This window comes from Pseudoclavibacter sp. RFBG4, assembly GCF_002931515.1.
Taxonomy (GTDB): Bacteria; Actinomycetota; Actinomycetes; order Actinomycetales; family Microbacteriaceae; genus Pseudoclavibacter.
Genome location: NZ_PSYC01000029.1, coordinates 121713 through 136056, shown reverse-complemented (window position 1 = coordinate 136056; position 14344 = coordinate 121713). Strand labels below are relative to the sequence as shown.

The following is a 14344-nucleotide window of genomic DNA, read 5'->3' as shown; positions in this document are numbered from 1 at the left end:
ATCACTCGCATGCTCTTAGCGATCGATACGTCAGCGGGCACGGATGTCGCGATCGTCACCCCGCACGGCCGGGTGCTCGCAGAACGGCGCACCGCCGACACCCGACATCATGCTGAGGTCGTCGGCGTGGCGATCGCGGAGGTGCTCGCAGACGCCGGGCTCTCTCCGCAGCACGTCACGCAGGTCGTCGGCGGCATGGGCCCCGGTCCCTTCACGGGGCTGCGTGTCGGCGTGGCCGCCGCGCGCACGTTCGCGTTCGCACGCGGCGCCCGTTTCATCCCGATGCCCAGCCACGATGCCGCGGCCCACGAGTGGCGCGCGGAGCATCCGGAGGCTGGCGGCGATCTGCTGGTCACGACGGATGCCCGCAGGGGGGAGCTCGCCTGCTCCCGGTATGAGCAGGGGCTGCTCGTCGCGAGCAGATCCGAGCTGCACCGGCCTGACGCCGTCCCCGCTGCCGACCACCGCTTCGACACGAGGACCATCTCGGCCGCTCACCTCGCACTCGCCTGGCTCGACCGCGAGGTCCAGGGGCTCGAAGCCGAGGCCAACACGATCCTGTACCTGCGGGGTGCCGACGCGGTGCCGTCGAACGGCCCGAAGCGGGTGACCGGCTGATGCGCGCAGTGCTGCGAGATGCCTCGCACGAGGACATCCCGTCGATGGTGCGTCTCGACGAGGCCGCCTTCCCGCTCGACCCGTGGTCGCCGTCGATGCTCGCCGGCGAGGTCAAGAGCGAGCACACGCGATATGTGGTCGTCGAGGACGCCGCGAGCGGCGAGATCCTGGCGGCTGCTGGCGTCATGGCTCTCCAGGGTGGCGGTGAGGCTGATCTGCAGACCATCGCCGTCGATGAGCGGCTGCGGCGCGGCGGATGGGCCACTCGGATGCTGGCCGAGCTCTTCGCGTGGGCCGAGGCGCGCGGCGCGAAGCAGGTGTTCCTCGAGGTGCGCGAGAACGGCGAGGCCGCTCGTGCCCTCTACTCGCGGCTCGGCTTCGAGGAGATCGGACGCCGACCCAGGTACTACCCGCGAGAGGGTGTGGATGCGATCGTGATGCGCGGACAGCTGCCGGGGGTGCGGGCGTCCGCCGAGGCTCGTGTCGCGGCCGGTGCTCTCAGGGAGCCGCTTGTGCTCGGCATCGAATCGTCGTGTGACGAGACGGGTGTCGGCATCGTCCGCGGTCGGGTGCTGCTCGCCAACGAGGTCGCTTCCTCGATGGAGGAGCACGCCATCTTCGGTGGCGTCGTTCCCGAGATCGCCGCACGTGCCCACGCTGACGCAATAGTGCCGACCATCTCGGCGGCGCTCGAGACGGCCGGAGTCTCGCTCGAGGACCTCGACGCGATCGCCGTCACCCAGGGCCCTGGCCTCGCTGGTGCGCTCATGGTCGGAACGGCGGCGGCGAAGGCCCTGCACGTCGCCACCGGCATCCCGCTCTATACCGTGAACCATCTGGTGGGCCATGTCGCCGCTGACGTCCTGCGCGACGACGTGGGTCAGCTCGAGCTACCAGCGGTGGCCCTGCTCGTCTCGGGCGGGCACACGTCCCTCCTGCATGTTCGCGACCTCGTCGACGACGTGGAGCAGCTCGGCGAGACGATCGACGATGCGGCTGGCGAGGCGTTCGACAAGGTGGCGCGACTGCTGCGCCTGCCCTACCCGGGTGGACCCGAGATCGACAAGGCCGCTGCCGGAGGGGATCCGAAGGCGATCCGGTTCCCGCGCGGGCTCACGAAGCCGAAGGACCTCGAGCGGCACCGCTACGACTTCTCCTTCTCCGGACTCAAGACCGCCGTGGCCCGCTGGGTCGAGGCCAAGGAGGACGCGGGGGAGCCGGTGCCGGTCGCCGATGTCGCGGCGAGCTTCCGCGAGGCCGTCGCCGACGTGCTGACGGCGAAGGCGGTGGCGGCCTGCACGGCCCTCGGCGTGCCCCGCCTCGTGCTCGGCGGGGGAGTGGCCGCGAACGCGCGCGTGCGTGAGCTCGCGGAGGAGCGGTGCGCTGCCGCCGGCATCGAGTTGCGCATCCCACCGCTTCGGCTCTGCACCGACAACGGGGCGATGATCGCAGCCGTCGGCGCAATGCTCGTCGCTGCCGGCAAGCCTCCGTCCCCGCTCGACTTCGCGGCGGACTCGACGCTTCCGGTGGCCACGCAGCCTGCGCCGCAGGAGAGACCAGCTCTGGGGGAGCACCGATGACAACACCCGATCAGCCGAAGCTGCCGCCGCGCAAGCCCGTGGAGCTTCCCCCGATCGACCGCACTCCGGTCGATGACACCAGCAACGCCGCATACTCGGCTCTCACCCCGCGCTCGCGGGGCGAGGAGAAGTCGGCTCCGGCCGTGGGGAGTTCTGCGCCCCGGTCCGAGGAGCGCCGGGGTGCGGAGGCCGGCCAGGACATCGACCCGGCGGTCGCGCACGTGCAGGAGAGCGCGATGGCTCCGGCATCCGCTCGCGCCGCGACGGCACCGGTGCCTCCTGGGCTCGGGCTCAGTCGCCTCGCGATCATCGTCTCCGTGCTGCTGTCGCTTGCCGCGGCGGTCCTCGCTGTCGCGCTCTCCGCATCCGTGACCCCCTCGCCGCTCTGGCCCCTGTACCTCGGGGCGAGTCTCGGCGCGGTCGCACTTCTGCTCGCGGTGCTCGGGCGGCGCCACCGCGGTTGGCTGCTCGCCCTCGCGCTTGCTGCGGCGGCAGTCGTGGGCTGCGTTGGGTTCGCCTTCGTCGTCGCCTGAGTCCGCCGTCCAGCGAGAGCCCTGCCCTGCGAGGCTCGAAGTCATCCTGCGGGATGACGAACCCGAGGCCATGGGGATGACGTGCCGTCGAGCAGGTCGCCGTAACGTTGGAGCATCTCATCACCTCTCGAAAGGAGCGGACATGACCTGGTCGACACCAGATGGCCCCGTCGAGCGGATACCGGCCCCGAACGTCGGCGCGCAGCCCGTCGGCGAGCCGCGGGAGGCGCGAGGCGACGCCCTCGGCCCCGGCCACGGCAACAGCTACGGGCACGACTCGGGCCACGGGCAGGGTTTCGGCTACGGCCAGGAAGCCGGCTACGGCCACACCGCGCCAAGCGACAACTGGGGCCCTGGCAGCAACGCGGCGCAGGCGGCGCCCTCGCAGCACCTCGCCTATCCGGTGACGCCCTATGTCCAGGCGCCGTACACGGCACCTCGACCGGCCGGTGCCGGGACGCTGACCTTGAGCGTCGTGGCCCTGTGCCTGAGTGGAGGGTCGTTCTTCGTCTCGCTCATCCCCATCCTCCAGTTCGTCTGGTGGATGGTCGGGATCGCTGGCATCGTGTGCGGCTTCATCGCGTTGCGTCGCGAGCCGCGCGGACGGGCGCTCGCCATCACCGCCATCGTGCTCGGCTTCATCTCGGTCTTCGGGCTCCTGCTGCTGCTTGTCCTCGCCCTTCTCTTCTTCGGGGGAATCGGACTGCTCGGAGGCCTCAGCTCTTACTGAGCGCGGGCTTTCCTGAACCTTGTGTGACGGTTCCCAGTCAAACCCTGGGAACCTAGGACATGGGCGTGCGCCACTGAAGGCGTCGCCGCTTGCTCCACGCACGTGAACACCAGCCTCAACCGCCGCGAAATCGGCTGAACCGGAAGGAGCTCCGCAATGAGCGACAGCAACGCAACCCCAGGTGACAAGCCACGGCTTCCGGAGGACGGCAGCACACCTCCCCAGTACGAGGCACCGGCCGCCTACACGCCGCCTGCTGAGTCGGTCGACTACTCCGCCCCGGCAGCCACCGGCACCGACTACACGCCGCCCTCCGTCTCGGGCACCGACGCGTCGACTTCGGCCGCGCCGTACTCCGACTCCTCCGCACCCTCAGCGTCGGGCAGCGGATACACGCCGCCAGCCGCACCCGGCTCTGGCTCCGGCTCTGGCTCTGGCACCGACTACTCGGCTCCTTCGTCGTCCGGCACCGACTACTCGGCTCCTTCGTCGTCCGGCACCGACTCCACGCCGCCCGCAGCGTCTGGTTCGGTGAGCTACACGCCGCCGAGCGAGCCGGCCGCGGCACCGGGCGCGGCTCCGTACGGTCAGGCTCCGTCCGCGAGCCAGGCTCCCGCCGGCGCAGCTCCGGCATACGGCGCGCCGCAGTCGCAGGGACAGTCGCAGGGCTATGGGGCACCGCAGGGGTACGCGACGCCCGGCTACCCGGCCCAGTCCACGGCTCCCAAGCGCACGCTCAGCATCGTCGCACTGTCCCTCGGCGGTGCGGGCATCTTGCTCACCTTCGTGACGGCGTTCCTCGGACTTCCCCTCGGTATCGCAGGCCTGGTCTGCGCCATCATGGCCAAGTCGCGGGAGCCGCAGGCCGGGCCGCTGCGTGTGTGGGGCCTCTGGGTCTCGATCGCAGCCATCGTGCTCTCGGTGATCGTGGCGATCATCGGCATCGTCGTCGCCGCCATGTTCCTCGGCGATATGTCGTCCTACGGATACTGATCACCCGCTGAAAGAACCGGCAGGAGTGCGGGTGGATGCATCCGCCCGCACTCTAAGCTTGTTCAGCACCTGCAGCCTTGTCGACGACTGAGAAGGACACCATGTCTGACCCGAACGGCCCCCAGTACCCGCAGCAGCCCCACCAGAACGGCCAGCACCAGAACGGCCAGCACCAGAACGGCCAGCCACCATTCGGCGCGCAGCAGCCCGGCCAGGGCCAGTACGGCCAGGGCCAGTACGGGCAATCTCAGCCGCAGTACGGGCAGCAGAATGATCAGCAGCCCGGCCGCCAGCAGCAGCCCGGGTACGGCGCGGCTGACGGTGGCTATGGCCAGCAGCAGCCGGGGTACTCGACCGGCTACGGCGCTCAGCAGGCGTCCGGTCAGCAGGCGTCCGGTCAGCAGCAGGCTCCCGCGCAGCAGGGCTACGGCCAGCCGCAGCAGAACCAGTACGGGCAGCCGCAGTACGGCGCCCCGCAGCAGGATCAGTTCGGGCAGCCGCAGTACGGCGCCCCGCAGCAGGACCAGTTCGGGCAGCCCCAGTACGGTGCTCCGCAGCAGGGGCAGTTCGGTCAGCAGCCCGGCCAGCAGTTCGGCGTGCAGGGATACGGCCAGCAGCCGAAGGCACCTGCGCCGGTGCTCGGCATCATCGGCGTCGCGCTCGGCGCGATCTCGCTGCTCCTCCTCCTACTTCCCGGGTGGGCGTACATCGTGGCCCTGGTGCTCGGGCTCGGCGCCGTCGGGCTCGGAATCGCGGGACTTCGCGCGCCGAAGGGCCTCGGACGCACGCTTTCAGTCGTGGGGCTCGTGGCGGGTGGTCTCGCGGTCCTTCTTGCCATCGTGACGCTCGTCGTCGTGCTGGTCGTCTAGGCACGAGACGCGCCGACGGCTCGGCTGTCCTCAGCTGAGCCGATCGGCGAGGATGGCGACGCGCTTGTCGCCGATCCTCGTGAGGATGAGCACCGCGGACGCGTCTCCCTTGAGCGAGAGCTTCCGCCTGAACTCCGCAGGGTCGATGTCGACCCCCCGCTTCTTGATCTCGAGCACGCCGATGCCCCGCTTCCGCAGCTCGCCCTTGAGCGACGACGCATGCAGGGGCAGCACCTCTCGGACCGAGAACGCGCTCGCGAACGGCGTCGGGGTGAAGTGCTCGGCGGTCATCCACGCGATGCTCTCCGAGATCATCGTCGCTTCGAGCGAACGTGCGAGGTCGCCGATGAGGCGCGCGCGGATGATCGCCGCGTCCGGCTCGTAGAGCACGGCGCCCAGCGCAGCGACGTCCGCGTCCCGGACGTCCTCGCCGGTCGTCAGCTCGGCGGTGCCGTGCCTGCCGATCACGAGGGCCGAACGGCGGATGCCCGCCCTCGCCGTGCCGTGCATCCACACCGTCGCCTCGACGAGGTCGCCGTTGGAGGAGACCCACTGCGTTTCCGCGTCATCCGGGAGGTAGGCGTGGTCGATCCCCGGTCCCAGCTTGATGCCCGTCGGGCGCTCGCGGCCTGCGGCGAAGACGAAGTCGAGGGATGGACTCCAATCGGCGGGATCGAAGTGGCGTGCCGTGCTCCCGCCGCTGGTGGTCCTGCGGGCCGGATCGAACCAGAGCGCATCGAAGGCCGCCAGGTCCACCTCCTCGGCGCGGTCGTGCCTGACCTGGGCATTGGGAAACGGGGCCAGGTTGTGGGCTGCGATCGCGGCGGTGACCTCGTCGACGTCGAACGCGGTGACCTCGAGACCGAGGGAGGCGAATGCCATGGAGTCTGCGCCGATCCCGCACCCGAGGTCTGCCACGCTCACGGCGCCGGCCTGCCTGAACCGGTTCGCGTGGTGCGCCGCGACCTGCAGTCGCGTCGCCTGCTGCAGGCCAGCGTCGGTGAAGAGCATCCGCTCGGCGAACGGGCCGAACTTGACGGATGCGCGCCGGCGGAGCTTCGCCTGCGTGACGACGGCGGCAACCACCTCCGCGGAGCCTCCTGCCGCGCGCAGCCTCGTCACGAGTGCAAGCGCGTCTCCCGCTGACTCGACGGGGGGCGCGTCGTCGAGCAGGGTCATCGCCTCTGGTGTGAGGAGGGCCAGGAGTTCGTCGCGTTGCACCAGCACTACGCTACCGGCGTACGCCACGAGACGTCGCCGCGTTGCAGTCGTCGCCGCCTGGCCCCTACACTCTGAGTTAGCACTCTCATGGGGAGGGTGCTAATTCTGAACTTCCTATCGCTGAGAAAGAGGTCAACCGTGTCGGTGAACATTCAGCCGCTCGAGGATCGCATCGTCATCAAGCAGGTCGAAGCCGAGCAGACCACGGCTTCGGGTCTTGTGATTCCGGACACCGCCAAGGAGAAGCCCCAGGAGGGCGAAGTCGTCGCAGTCGGCCCCGGCCGCATCGATGACAACGGAAACCGCGTGCCGCTCGACCTCGTGGTCGGCGACAAGGTCATCTACTCCAAGTACGGCGGAACCGAGGTCAAGTACGGCGGCGAGGAGCTCCTTGTGCTCTCCGCTCGCGACATCCTCGCGAAGATCGTCTAGTCTCCTGACCTTCTGAGGCCGAGCCGGTTCGGGCGGTCTCATCTGCAGGAGCAGCATCGCGCATGGCGCCCACCCCTCGGGGTCGGGCGCCATGCGTGTTTCAGCGGCCCGACGTGGGCGTACGATCTCGAGGTGACGGAATCTCCTCGGTCCGGCCTCTGGCTGGCGTTCAGCGCGTACGCGCTCTGGGGCTTCATGCCCCTCTACGTCGTTGCGACCGCTCCGACAACACCCGTGGAGCTCATCGCGTGGCGCATCATCCTGAGCGTCGTGTTCTGCCTGCTCGGCGTGCTCGTCATGCGGGCCTGGCGTCCGTTCCGGGAGCTCATCTCGAAGAAGCGGGTCGTGCTCGGCCTCGGCGTCGCCGGGATCCTGGTGTCGGCGAACTGGCTGTTCTACGTGCAGGCGGTCGCGACAGGCCACACTCTCGACGCCGCGCTCGGCTACTTCCTCAACCCGATCGTGTCCGTCGCGCTCGGGCTGGTCTTCCTCCGCGAGAAGCTCAGGCCCCTGCAGTGGGTCGCCGTCGGACTCTCCCTCCTCGCTGTGCTCGTCATCTCGCTCGGCTACGGCCGCATCCCGTGGCTCGGCCTGGGCGTCGCCATGACCTTCGGGCTGTATGGGCTCGTGAAGAAGCGGGTGGGGGTCCAGGCGGACGCGCTCTCCGGACTGGCGGTCGAGACGACGCTCATCATGCCCATCGGCGCGATCTGCCTGCTCTGGACGGTGCTCTTCGGCGGCGGCATCACCTTCGGCTCCGTGTCGGCGGTCAACACGGGCGTCCTGCTGTTCGCCGGCGTCGTCACGAGCGTGCCGCTCCTGCTGTTCGCGGCGGCCGCGCGAAGGCTGCGCCTCATCGAGCTCGGACTCATGCAGTACATCGCGCCGATCCTGCAGTTCGTGCTCGCCGTGGCGGTCTTCTCGGAGCCCATGCCGCTCGAGCGCTGGATCGGGTTCGCGATCGTCTGGGTCGCGCTCATCCTCTTCACGATCGACCTCGTGCGCACGGCTAGACTTGGCGCCAAGATTCCCTCGGTCGCGGACGTACTCGGTCCGCCGACACGAGGCTGATGAGCTGAGGACCCCGGGAATGCGTCCGGGGTCGTCGCTGTTCCATCACCACTGAGCTGTTTCCCGATGCACGAGGATGCCGCCGAACGGCGCATCCCAGATACCTCCTGGAGCGTAATGACCGAGTCGGACCCCTTTGGCTTCACCGGATTGACCTACGACGACGTGCTGCTGCTTCCCGGGCACACCGACGTCATCCCGTCTGAGGTCGACACGACGACGCGGCTGACGCGCGGCATCACCCTGCGCGTCCCGCTCGTCTCGGCGGCGATGGACACGGTCACTGAGGCCCGCATGGCGATCGCCATGGCGCGTCAGGGAGGCATGGGCATCCTGCACCGCAACCTGTCGATCGACGACCAGGTCGAGATGGTCGATCGCGTGAAGCGCTCCGAGTCCGGCATGGTGACGAATCCGGTGACGACGACCCCCAACGCGACGGTCGCGGAGGTCGATGAGATCTGCGGGCAGTACCGCGTCTCCGGCCTGCCGGTCGTCGACGAGGAGACGGGCAAGCTCGTCGGCATCATCTCCAACCGGGACATGCGCTTCGTGCCCGAGTCGGAGAAGCGCACGACCCGCGTGCACGAGGTCATGACGGGCGAGGGCCTCGTGACCGGTCCCGTCGGTATCTCCGGCGACGACGCCTACAAGCTCCTCGGCAAGCACCGCATCGAGAAGCTGCCGCTCATCGACGACGAGGGCAAGCTCGCCGGCCTCATCACGGTGAAGGACTTCGACAAGAGCGACAAGTACCCGAACGCGACGAAGGACGACGCCGGGCGCCTGCGCGTCGGCGCGGCGATCGGCTTCTTCGGCGACGGCTGGGAGCGCGCGGAGCGCCTCGTGGCTGCCGGTGTCGACGTGCTCGTCGTCGACACGGCGAACGGCCAGTCGGCCGGCGTGCTCGACATGATCCGCCGCCTCAAGAGCGACCCGGTGATGGGCCACGTGCAGGTCGTCGGCGGCAACGTCGCGACCCGCGAGGGCGCCCAGGCGCTCGTGGATGCGGGTGCTGACGCCGTCAAGGTCGGCGTCGGTCCTGGCTCCATCTGCACGACGCGCATCGTCGCGGGAGTCGGCGTCCCCCAGATCACAGCCGTCTACGAGGCGTCGCTCGCCGCGACCCCGGCTGGCGTGCCGGTCATCGCGGACGGCGGCCTGCAGTACTCGGGCGAGATCGCGAAGGCGCTCGTCGCCGGCGCATCCGCGGTCATGGTCGGATCGCTGCTGGCCGGCACCGACGAGTCGCCAGGCGACCTCATCTTCGTCAACGGCAAGCAGTTCAAGAGCTACCGCGGCATGGGCTCGCTCGGCGCCCTGCAGTCGCGCGGCGAGCGCACCTCGTACTCGAAGGACCGCTACTTCCAGGCGGATGTCCCAAGCGACGACGAGCTCATCGCCGAGGGGATCGAGGGCAAGGTCGCGTACCGCGGCTCGATCCGCCAGTCGGTGTTCCAGCTCACGGGCGGCCTGCGCCAGTCGATGTTCTACGTCGGCGCTCGCACCGTCGCGGAGCTCAAGGAGAAGGGCCGCTTCGTGCGGATCACTCCGGCAGGGCTGAAGGAGTCGCACCCGCACGATGTGCAGATGGTCTCGGAAGCCCCCAACTACCGTCGCTAGCAGCGCGATCGGCGCGGCGGGTCGGGGTCTCCCCGCCGCCGCGCCGCAGCAGCGAGGACCGCGGAGGGCTAGGCTAGGCAGGTGACTGAGATCGAGATCGGCCGCGCAAAGCGAGCCCGCCGCGTGTACTCCTTCGACGACGTGGCCATCGTGCCATCGCGGCGAACCCGTGACCCGGAGGACGTTTCCATCACGTGGAAGATCGACGCGTTCACGTTCGATATCCCGCTCATCGCAGCCCCTATGGACTCGGTGATGTCGCCCGAGACCGCGATCGGCTTCGGCAAGCTCGGCGGCCTCGGCGTGCTCGACCTCGAGGGCCTGTGGACTCGCTACGACGACCCGGCCCCGCTGCTCGCGCAGATCGCTGATCTGCCGGCGAAGCAGGCGACGGCCAAGCTGCAGGAGATCTACCGGGAGCCGGTCAAGGGCACGCTCATCAAGGAGCGCCTGCAGCAGATCCGCGAGGCCGGAGTGCCGGCCGCTGGCGCACTCTCCCCGCAGCGCACGCAGCAGTTCATGGACGATGTGCTCGAGGCCGGCACCGACCTGTTCGTCATCCGCGGCACGACCGTCTCCGCAGAGCACGTGTCCCGCAACCAGGAGCCGCTCAACCTCAAGCAGTTCATCTACGAGCTCGACGTTCCCGTCATCGTCGGCGGTGCGGCGACCTACACGGCAGCGCTGCACCTCATGCGCACCGGTGCCGCTGGAGTGCTCGTCGGCTTCGGCGGGGGAGCGGCCTCGACCACCCGTCGGGTGCTCGGCATCCACGCACCCATGGCGACGGCCATCGCCGACGTCGCCGGCGCGCGGCGCGACTACCTCGACGAGTCCGGCGGACGCTACGTGCACGTCATCGCCGACGGCGGCATCGGCACCTCCGGCGACCTCGTGAAGGCCATCGCATCCGGCGCGGACGCCGTCATGATCGGTGCCGCGCTCGCGCGTGCCACCGACGCCCCGGGTCGCGGCTGGCACTGGGGTGCCGAGGCACGCCATGAGAAGCTCCCGCGCGGCAACCGCGTGCAGGTCGGCCAGGTCGCGCCCATGGCGGAGATCGTCGCCGGCCCCGCCGAGAGCGCCGACGGCATCTCGAACCTCACCGGCGCGCTCCGCCACTCGATGGCGACGACCGGCTACTCGGGGCTCAAGGAGTTCCAGCGAGCCGAGATGGTCGTCGCGCCCTACACGCCGACCGCCTGATCAGGACGACTGAGCCGCCTGACGGCTTGGCCGAAGGTTGAGCGTCCAGACTTCCCCCACAAGCAGCAACTGAGAACGAGGAGCAGGTTATGGCGAACAGCGTCTCTCGAAGCGACAAGCTCGGCCCCCAGGAACGCGCGGCGGCTATCGAGTCCCTCAAGACCAAGAACCTCGACGTGCTCGTCGTGGGTGGCGGTGTGGTCGGCGCGGGTGCGGCGCTCGACGCCGTCACGCGAGGCCTGAGCGTCGGCATGGTCGAGGCGCGCGACTTCGCGTCCGGCACGTCCAGCCGCTCGTCGAAGCTCATCCACGGCGGCATCCGCTACCTCGAGCAGATGGACTTCGGGCTCGTGCGCGAGGCGCTCCTCGAGCGCGGGCTGCTGCTGCAGCGCCTCGCGCCGCACCTGGTCAAGCCCATCCGCTTCCTCTACCCGCTGAAGAACCCGCTCGAGCGGTTCTACATCGGGGCCGGGATGCTCATGTACGACCTCTTCGCGAAGACCGGTGAGGTGCGTCCCGGCGTGCCGATGCACCGCCACTACACCCGCGGCCAGGTCGCGAAGATGTCGCCTGGGCTCTCCAAGAACGCCTTCTCCGGCGGTCTCACGTACTACGACGCCGGCGTCGACGACGCGCGCTTCGTCGCCGTCCTCGCCCGCACCGCGTCGTTCTACGGGGCCCACGTCGCCCCGCGAGTGCGCGTCGAGGGCTTCCTGAAGGTCGGACAGCGCGTCGTCGGCGCGCAGGTCGTCGACCTCGAGACCGGCGAGCGGTTCGAGATCCGCGCCAAGCAGGTCGTCAACGCGACCGGCGTGTGGACCGACGACACGAACAAGATGGTCGGCGAGCGCGCGTCGTTCCGCGTCCGCGCGTCCAAGGGCGTGCACCTCGTCGTCCCTCGCGACCGGTTCCAGTCCGCGTCGGGGCTCCTGTTGCGCACGGAGAAGAGCGTGCTCTTCGTCATCCCGAACGGCCGTCACTGGATCATCGGCACGACCGACACCGACTGGAAGCTCGACAAGGCGCACCCGGCAGCGACGGCCGCCGACATCGACTACATCCTCGAGCACGTCAACGAGGTCCTCGCGGTGAAGCTCACGCGTGCCGACGTCGAGGGCGTGTACGCCGGGCTCCGCCCGCTGCTCTCCGGCGAGTCGGAGGAGACGTCGAAGCTCTCGCGCGAGCACATGGTGGCGCACTCGGTGCCGGGCCTCGTGCTCATCGCCGGTGGCAAGTACACGACCTACCGCATCATGGCGCAGGACGCCATCGACGCCGCGGCCGACGCCCTCGACGGCAAGATTCCCGCCTCCACGACGAAGGACATCCCGCTGCTCGGCGCCGTCGGCTATAAGGCCGCCTGGAACCGCCGCGGCAAGATCGCCCGCGCCTTCGGTCTCCACCGCGTGCGCATCGAGCACCTCCTCAACCGCTACGGAACCCTGACGGACGAGATCCTCGACCTCATCCGCCAGAACCCGCAGCTGGCCGAGCCGATGCCGGGTGCCGACGACTATCTGCAGGCCGAGATCACCTACGCCGCGACGCACGAGGGTGCTCTGCACCTCGACGACGTGCTCGCGCGACGCACGCGCATCTCGATCGAGGCGTGGGACCGCGGCATCTCGGCCGCGCCCGTCGCCGCGCGGCTCATGGCGGAAGCCCTCGGCTGGGACGAGGAGCGCACGCAGCGCGAGATCGACACCTACGTCGAGCGGGTCGCCGCGGAGCTCGCGAGCCAGGAGCAGCCCGACGACGAGTCGGCGGACCGCATCCGCCTCGAGGCGCCCGACATCGACTCCGTGCTGGGTCACGCCGGTGACAACACGCCGTTCGGCACGGCCCCGTCGCTGCCGATGATCGAGGTCGACGAGACCGTCGACGTCGAGGCGGCAACCGTCAAGGCGGAGTCGAAGGACGCTCAGAAGTCGTAATGTCCGCAGCTGTCCGCGCCCAGGCCGCGCCGCCGTCGATGGGTCGAGTGCTTGTCCGCCCCAAGTGGTTGGGTGTCCTTGCGCTCGCCCTCGTCGTCGCGTCGATCTTCGCGTGGCTCGGGCGCTGGCAGCTGGAGTCCGCGTTCCTGTCGCTGGAGCACGGTCGCACCGTCGCCGAGGAGGCCACGCAGCCTCCCGTCGGCCTCGGCGAGCTGGCTCAGCCCCAGGAGCGGGTGGCGGATGCCGCCGTCGGTCGTCAGGTGACGTTTGAGGGCGCGGTGGATGCGCGCGACTTCGATGTCGTCGCCGATCGTCTCCAGGGCGAGCTGCTCGGCTACTGGGTGATCGGGCACGTCGCCGTCACCGACGACGAGGCCGGCACGTCCACGGACGCCGATGTCGCACCGGGACTCGCCGTCGCGCTCGGGTGGACCGCGGACGAGGCCTCCGCTCGGGAGCTCGCCACGGCACTGCAGGGCTCTGGGCGAGGCGCAGAGCTTCCGCTCTCCGGCAGACTCGAGTACGGCCAGGCGCCACAGGTGAACCGCGGCGAAGACGCGCAGGCGCTCATCTCGATGGCCCCGACGCACCTCATCAATCGCTGGGTGGAACCGGCGGCCCAGAACTATGGCATCTACGTGAGCCTCGACGAGGCGTCGATGGAGGCTGTCCTCGGGGAGTCCGCGAGTGCCGCCCCGCTCGATGCGATCACGCCCCAGGCGCTCGAGGCCCCGCAGCTGAACTGGCTGAACATCTTCTACGCCATCGAGTGGGTGCTCTTCGCGGGGTTCGCGATCTTCATGTGGTGGCGCCTCGCTCGCGACGAATACGAGAAGGAGCGTCGTGAGGCCGCCGAGGCCCCCAGCGTGCTGGCCGAGCACCTCAAGCGCGACCGGCTGAAGGCCATGCTGGACGAGCGAACGAAGCGCGAGGCCGTTCGCCTAGACTAGAGGTCATGCCTCACGACGCCCTCCTGACTGCCAACCCCGGTTTCCGACGGGCGCTCCGCTTCTATCAGGTGACGGCCTACGTGACCGGCATCCTCCTCCTGCTGCTGTGCGTCGAGATGTTCCTTAAGTACGTCTTCCACCTCGAGGTCGAGGCGTTCGGCCCGTTCGGGGTCATCGCACTGGTCCAGGAGGACACGACGACGGCGCTCAACCTGAGCCTGTGGGTGCTCATCGTCCACGGCTGGTTCTACGTCGTGTACCTCATCGCCTCGTACGTGCTGTGGCAGCAGATGCGCTGGCCCATCGTGTGGCTGCTCGCCATGGCTGCCGGCGGCATCGTCCCGTTCCTGTCGTTCATCACGGAGTGGTTCATGTCGCGCCGAGCGAAGCGCGACCTCGTGCTCCGCGAAGAGCAGCGACTCGCTGAAGCCGGCGAGGAGCAGAAGCTCCGCGCGTTCGAGGCCAGCCTGAGCGAGGCAGAACGCGAACAGCTCGACGCCGATGTGCAGCAGTCGCTCGCCGAGCACCAGCGCCGCACGAAGTAGCTCCCCACACCACCGCAGTCGCACCGAGTTCTCTCCGCA

The 14344-nt window shown here is 69.4% G+C and carries 14 protein-coding genes; 13 read left to right on the top strand and 1 reads right to left on the bottom strand.

Annotated elements, in window-relative coordinates:
• The first annotated feature begins 9 nt into the window (after window positions 1-9).
• From tsaB to C5E10_RS11930, 6 genes are all read left to right on the top strand, one after another.
• Entirely contained in the window at window positions 10-618 is a 609-nt protein-coding gene (gene tsaB, locus C5E10_RS11955; RefSeq protein WP_104331830.1) for a tRNA (adenosine(37)-N6)-threonylcarbamoyltransferase complex dimerization subunit type 1 TsaB, read from the top strand.
• The gene (gene tsaD, locus C5E10_RS11950) at window positions 618-2198 is read left to right on the top strand and encodes a tRNA (adenosine(37)-N6)-threonylcarbamoyltransferase complex transferase subunit TsaD (protein ID WP_181062748.1); all 1581 of its coding nucleotides are present in this window, start codon (window positions 618-620) and stop codon (window positions 2196-2198) included. Before tsaB ends, tsaD begins: the two co-directional genes overlap by 1 nt.
• Window positions 2195-2731: a hypothetical protein gene (locus tag C5E10_RS11945; RefSeq protein WP_104331829.1), complete on the top strand. Its 537-nt coding sequence runs from the start codon at window positions 2195-2197 to the stop codon at window positions 2729-2731. Before tsaD ends, C5E10_RS11945 begins: the two co-directional genes overlap by 4 nt.
• Window positions 2732-2873: 142 nt before the next feature.
• The gene (locus C5E10_RS11940; RefSeq protein WP_104331828.1) at window positions 2874-3461 is read left to right on the top strand and encodes a DUF4190 domain-containing protein; all 588 of its coding nucleotides are present in this window, start codon (window positions 2874-2876) and stop codon (window positions 3459-3461) included.
• A gap of 156 nt (window positions 3462-3617) precedes the next feature.
• Entirely contained in the window at window positions 3618-4454 is an 837-nt protein-coding gene (locus C5E10_RS11935) for a DUF4190 domain-containing protein (RefSeq protein ID WP_104331827.1), read from the top strand.
• A gap of 101 nt (window positions 4455-4555) precedes the next feature.
• Window positions 4556-5323: a hypothetical protein gene (locus tag C5E10_RS11930; RefSeq protein WP_104331826.1), complete on the top strand. Its 768-nt coding sequence runs from the start codon at window positions 4556-4558 to the stop codon at window positions 5321-5323.
• A gap of 30 nt (window positions 5324-5353) precedes the next feature.
• Here the strand turns inward: C5E10_RS11930 and C5E10_RS11925 are convergent, their stop codons facing one another.
• Window positions 5354-6544 (bottom strand): class I SAM-dependent methyltransferase, encoded by a 1191-nt coding sequence (locus C5E10_RS11925; RefSeq protein WP_104331897.1) that lies wholly within the window; start codon window positions 6542-6544, stop codon window positions 5354-5356.
• Between the two features lie 138 nt (window positions 6545-6682).
• On the opposite strand from C5E10_RS11925, the gene groES reads away from it, so the two are divergent.
• From groES to C5E10_RS11890, 7 genes are all read left to right on the top strand, one after another.
• Entirely contained in the window at window positions 6683-6976 is a 294-nt protein-coding gene (gene groES, locus C5E10_RS11920; protein WP_068479200.1) for a co-chaperone GroES, read from the top strand.
• A gap of 132 nt (window positions 6977-7108) precedes the next feature.
• Window positions 7109-8047, top strand: coding sequence for an EamA family transporter RarD (gene rarD, locus C5E10_RS11915; protein ID WP_258071106.1), 939 nt, complete (start codon window positions 7109-7111; stop codon window positions 8045-8047).
• 117 nt (window positions 8048-8164) lie between these two features.
• Window positions 8165-9670, top strand: a complete 1506-nt coding sequence (gene guaB / locus C5E10_RS11910; RefSeq protein WP_104242608.1) for an IMP dehydrogenase — start codon at window positions 8165-8167, stop codon at window positions 9668-9670.
• Window positions 9671-9751: 81 nt separating this feature from the next.
• Window positions 9752-10876, top strand: a complete 1125-nt coding sequence (locus tag C5E10_RS11905; protein WP_104299419.1) for a GuaB3 family IMP dehydrogenase-related protein — start codon at window positions 9752-9754, stop codon at window positions 10874-10876.
• Window positions 10877-10965: 89 nt separating this feature from the next.
• Window positions 10966-12810 carry a glycerol-3-phosphate dehydrogenase/oxidase gene (locus tag C5E10_RS11900; protein WP_104242604.1) on the top strand — a complete coding sequence of 615 codons (1845 nt, stop codon included), beginning with the start codon at window positions 10966-10968 and terminating at the stop codon, window positions 12808-12810.
• Window positions 12810-13760 (top strand): SURF1 family protein, encoded by a 951-nt coding sequence (locus tag C5E10_RS11895; RefSeq protein WP_104331825.1) that lies wholly within the window; start codon window positions 12810-12812, stop codon window positions 13758-13760. Before C5E10_RS11900 ends, C5E10_RS11895 begins: the two co-directional genes overlap by 1 nt.
• Window positions 13761-13765: 5 nt before the next feature.
• Window positions 13766-14305, top strand: a complete 540-nt coding sequence (locus C5E10_RS11890; RefSeq protein WP_104331824.1) for a DUF3817 domain-containing protein — start codon at window positions 13766-13768, stop codon at window positions 14303-14305.
• The last annotated feature ends 39 nt before the right edge of the window (window positions 14306-14344 follow it).

Coding starts and splice junctions, on each gene's coding strand:
- C5E10_RS11940 (WP_104331828.1), top strand. CDS start 2,874: ATGACCTGGTCGACACCAGATGGCCCCGTCGAGCGGATACCGGCCCCG.
- C5E10_RS11945 (WP_104331829.1), top strand. CDS start 2,195: ATGACAACACCCGATCAGCCGAAGCTGCCGCCGCGCAAGCCCGTGGAG.
- C5E10_RS11890 (WP_104331824.1), top strand. CDS start 13,766: ATGCCTCACGACGCCCTCCTGACTGCCAACCCCGGTTTCCGACGGGCG.
- guaB (WP_104242608.1), top strand. CDS start 8,165: ATGACCGAGTCGGACCCCTTTGGCTTCACCGGATTGACCTACGACGAC.
- C5E10_RS11895 (WP_104331825.1), top strand. CDS start 12,810: ATGTCCGCAGCTGTCCGCGCCCAGGCCGCGCCGCCGTCGATGGGTCGA.
- C5E10_RS11930 (WP_104331826.1), top strand. CDS start 4,556: ATGTCTGACCCGAACGGCCCCCAGTACCCGCAGCAGCCCCACCAGAAC.
- C5E10_RS11900 (WP_104242604.1), top strand. CDS start 10,966: ATGGCGAACAGCGTCTCTCGAAGCGACAAGCTCGGCCCCCAGGAACGC.
- tsaD (WP_181062748.1), top strand. CDS start 618: ATGCGCGCAGTGCTGCGAGATGCCTCGCACGAGGACATCCCGTCGATG.
- C5E10_RS11935 (WP_104331827.1), top strand. CDS start 3,618: ATGAGCGACAGCAACGCAACCCCAGGTGACAAGCCACGGCTTCCGGAG.
- tsaB (WP_104331830.1), top strand. CDS start 10: ATGCTCTTAGCGATCGATACGTCAGCGGGCACGGATGTCGCGATCGTC.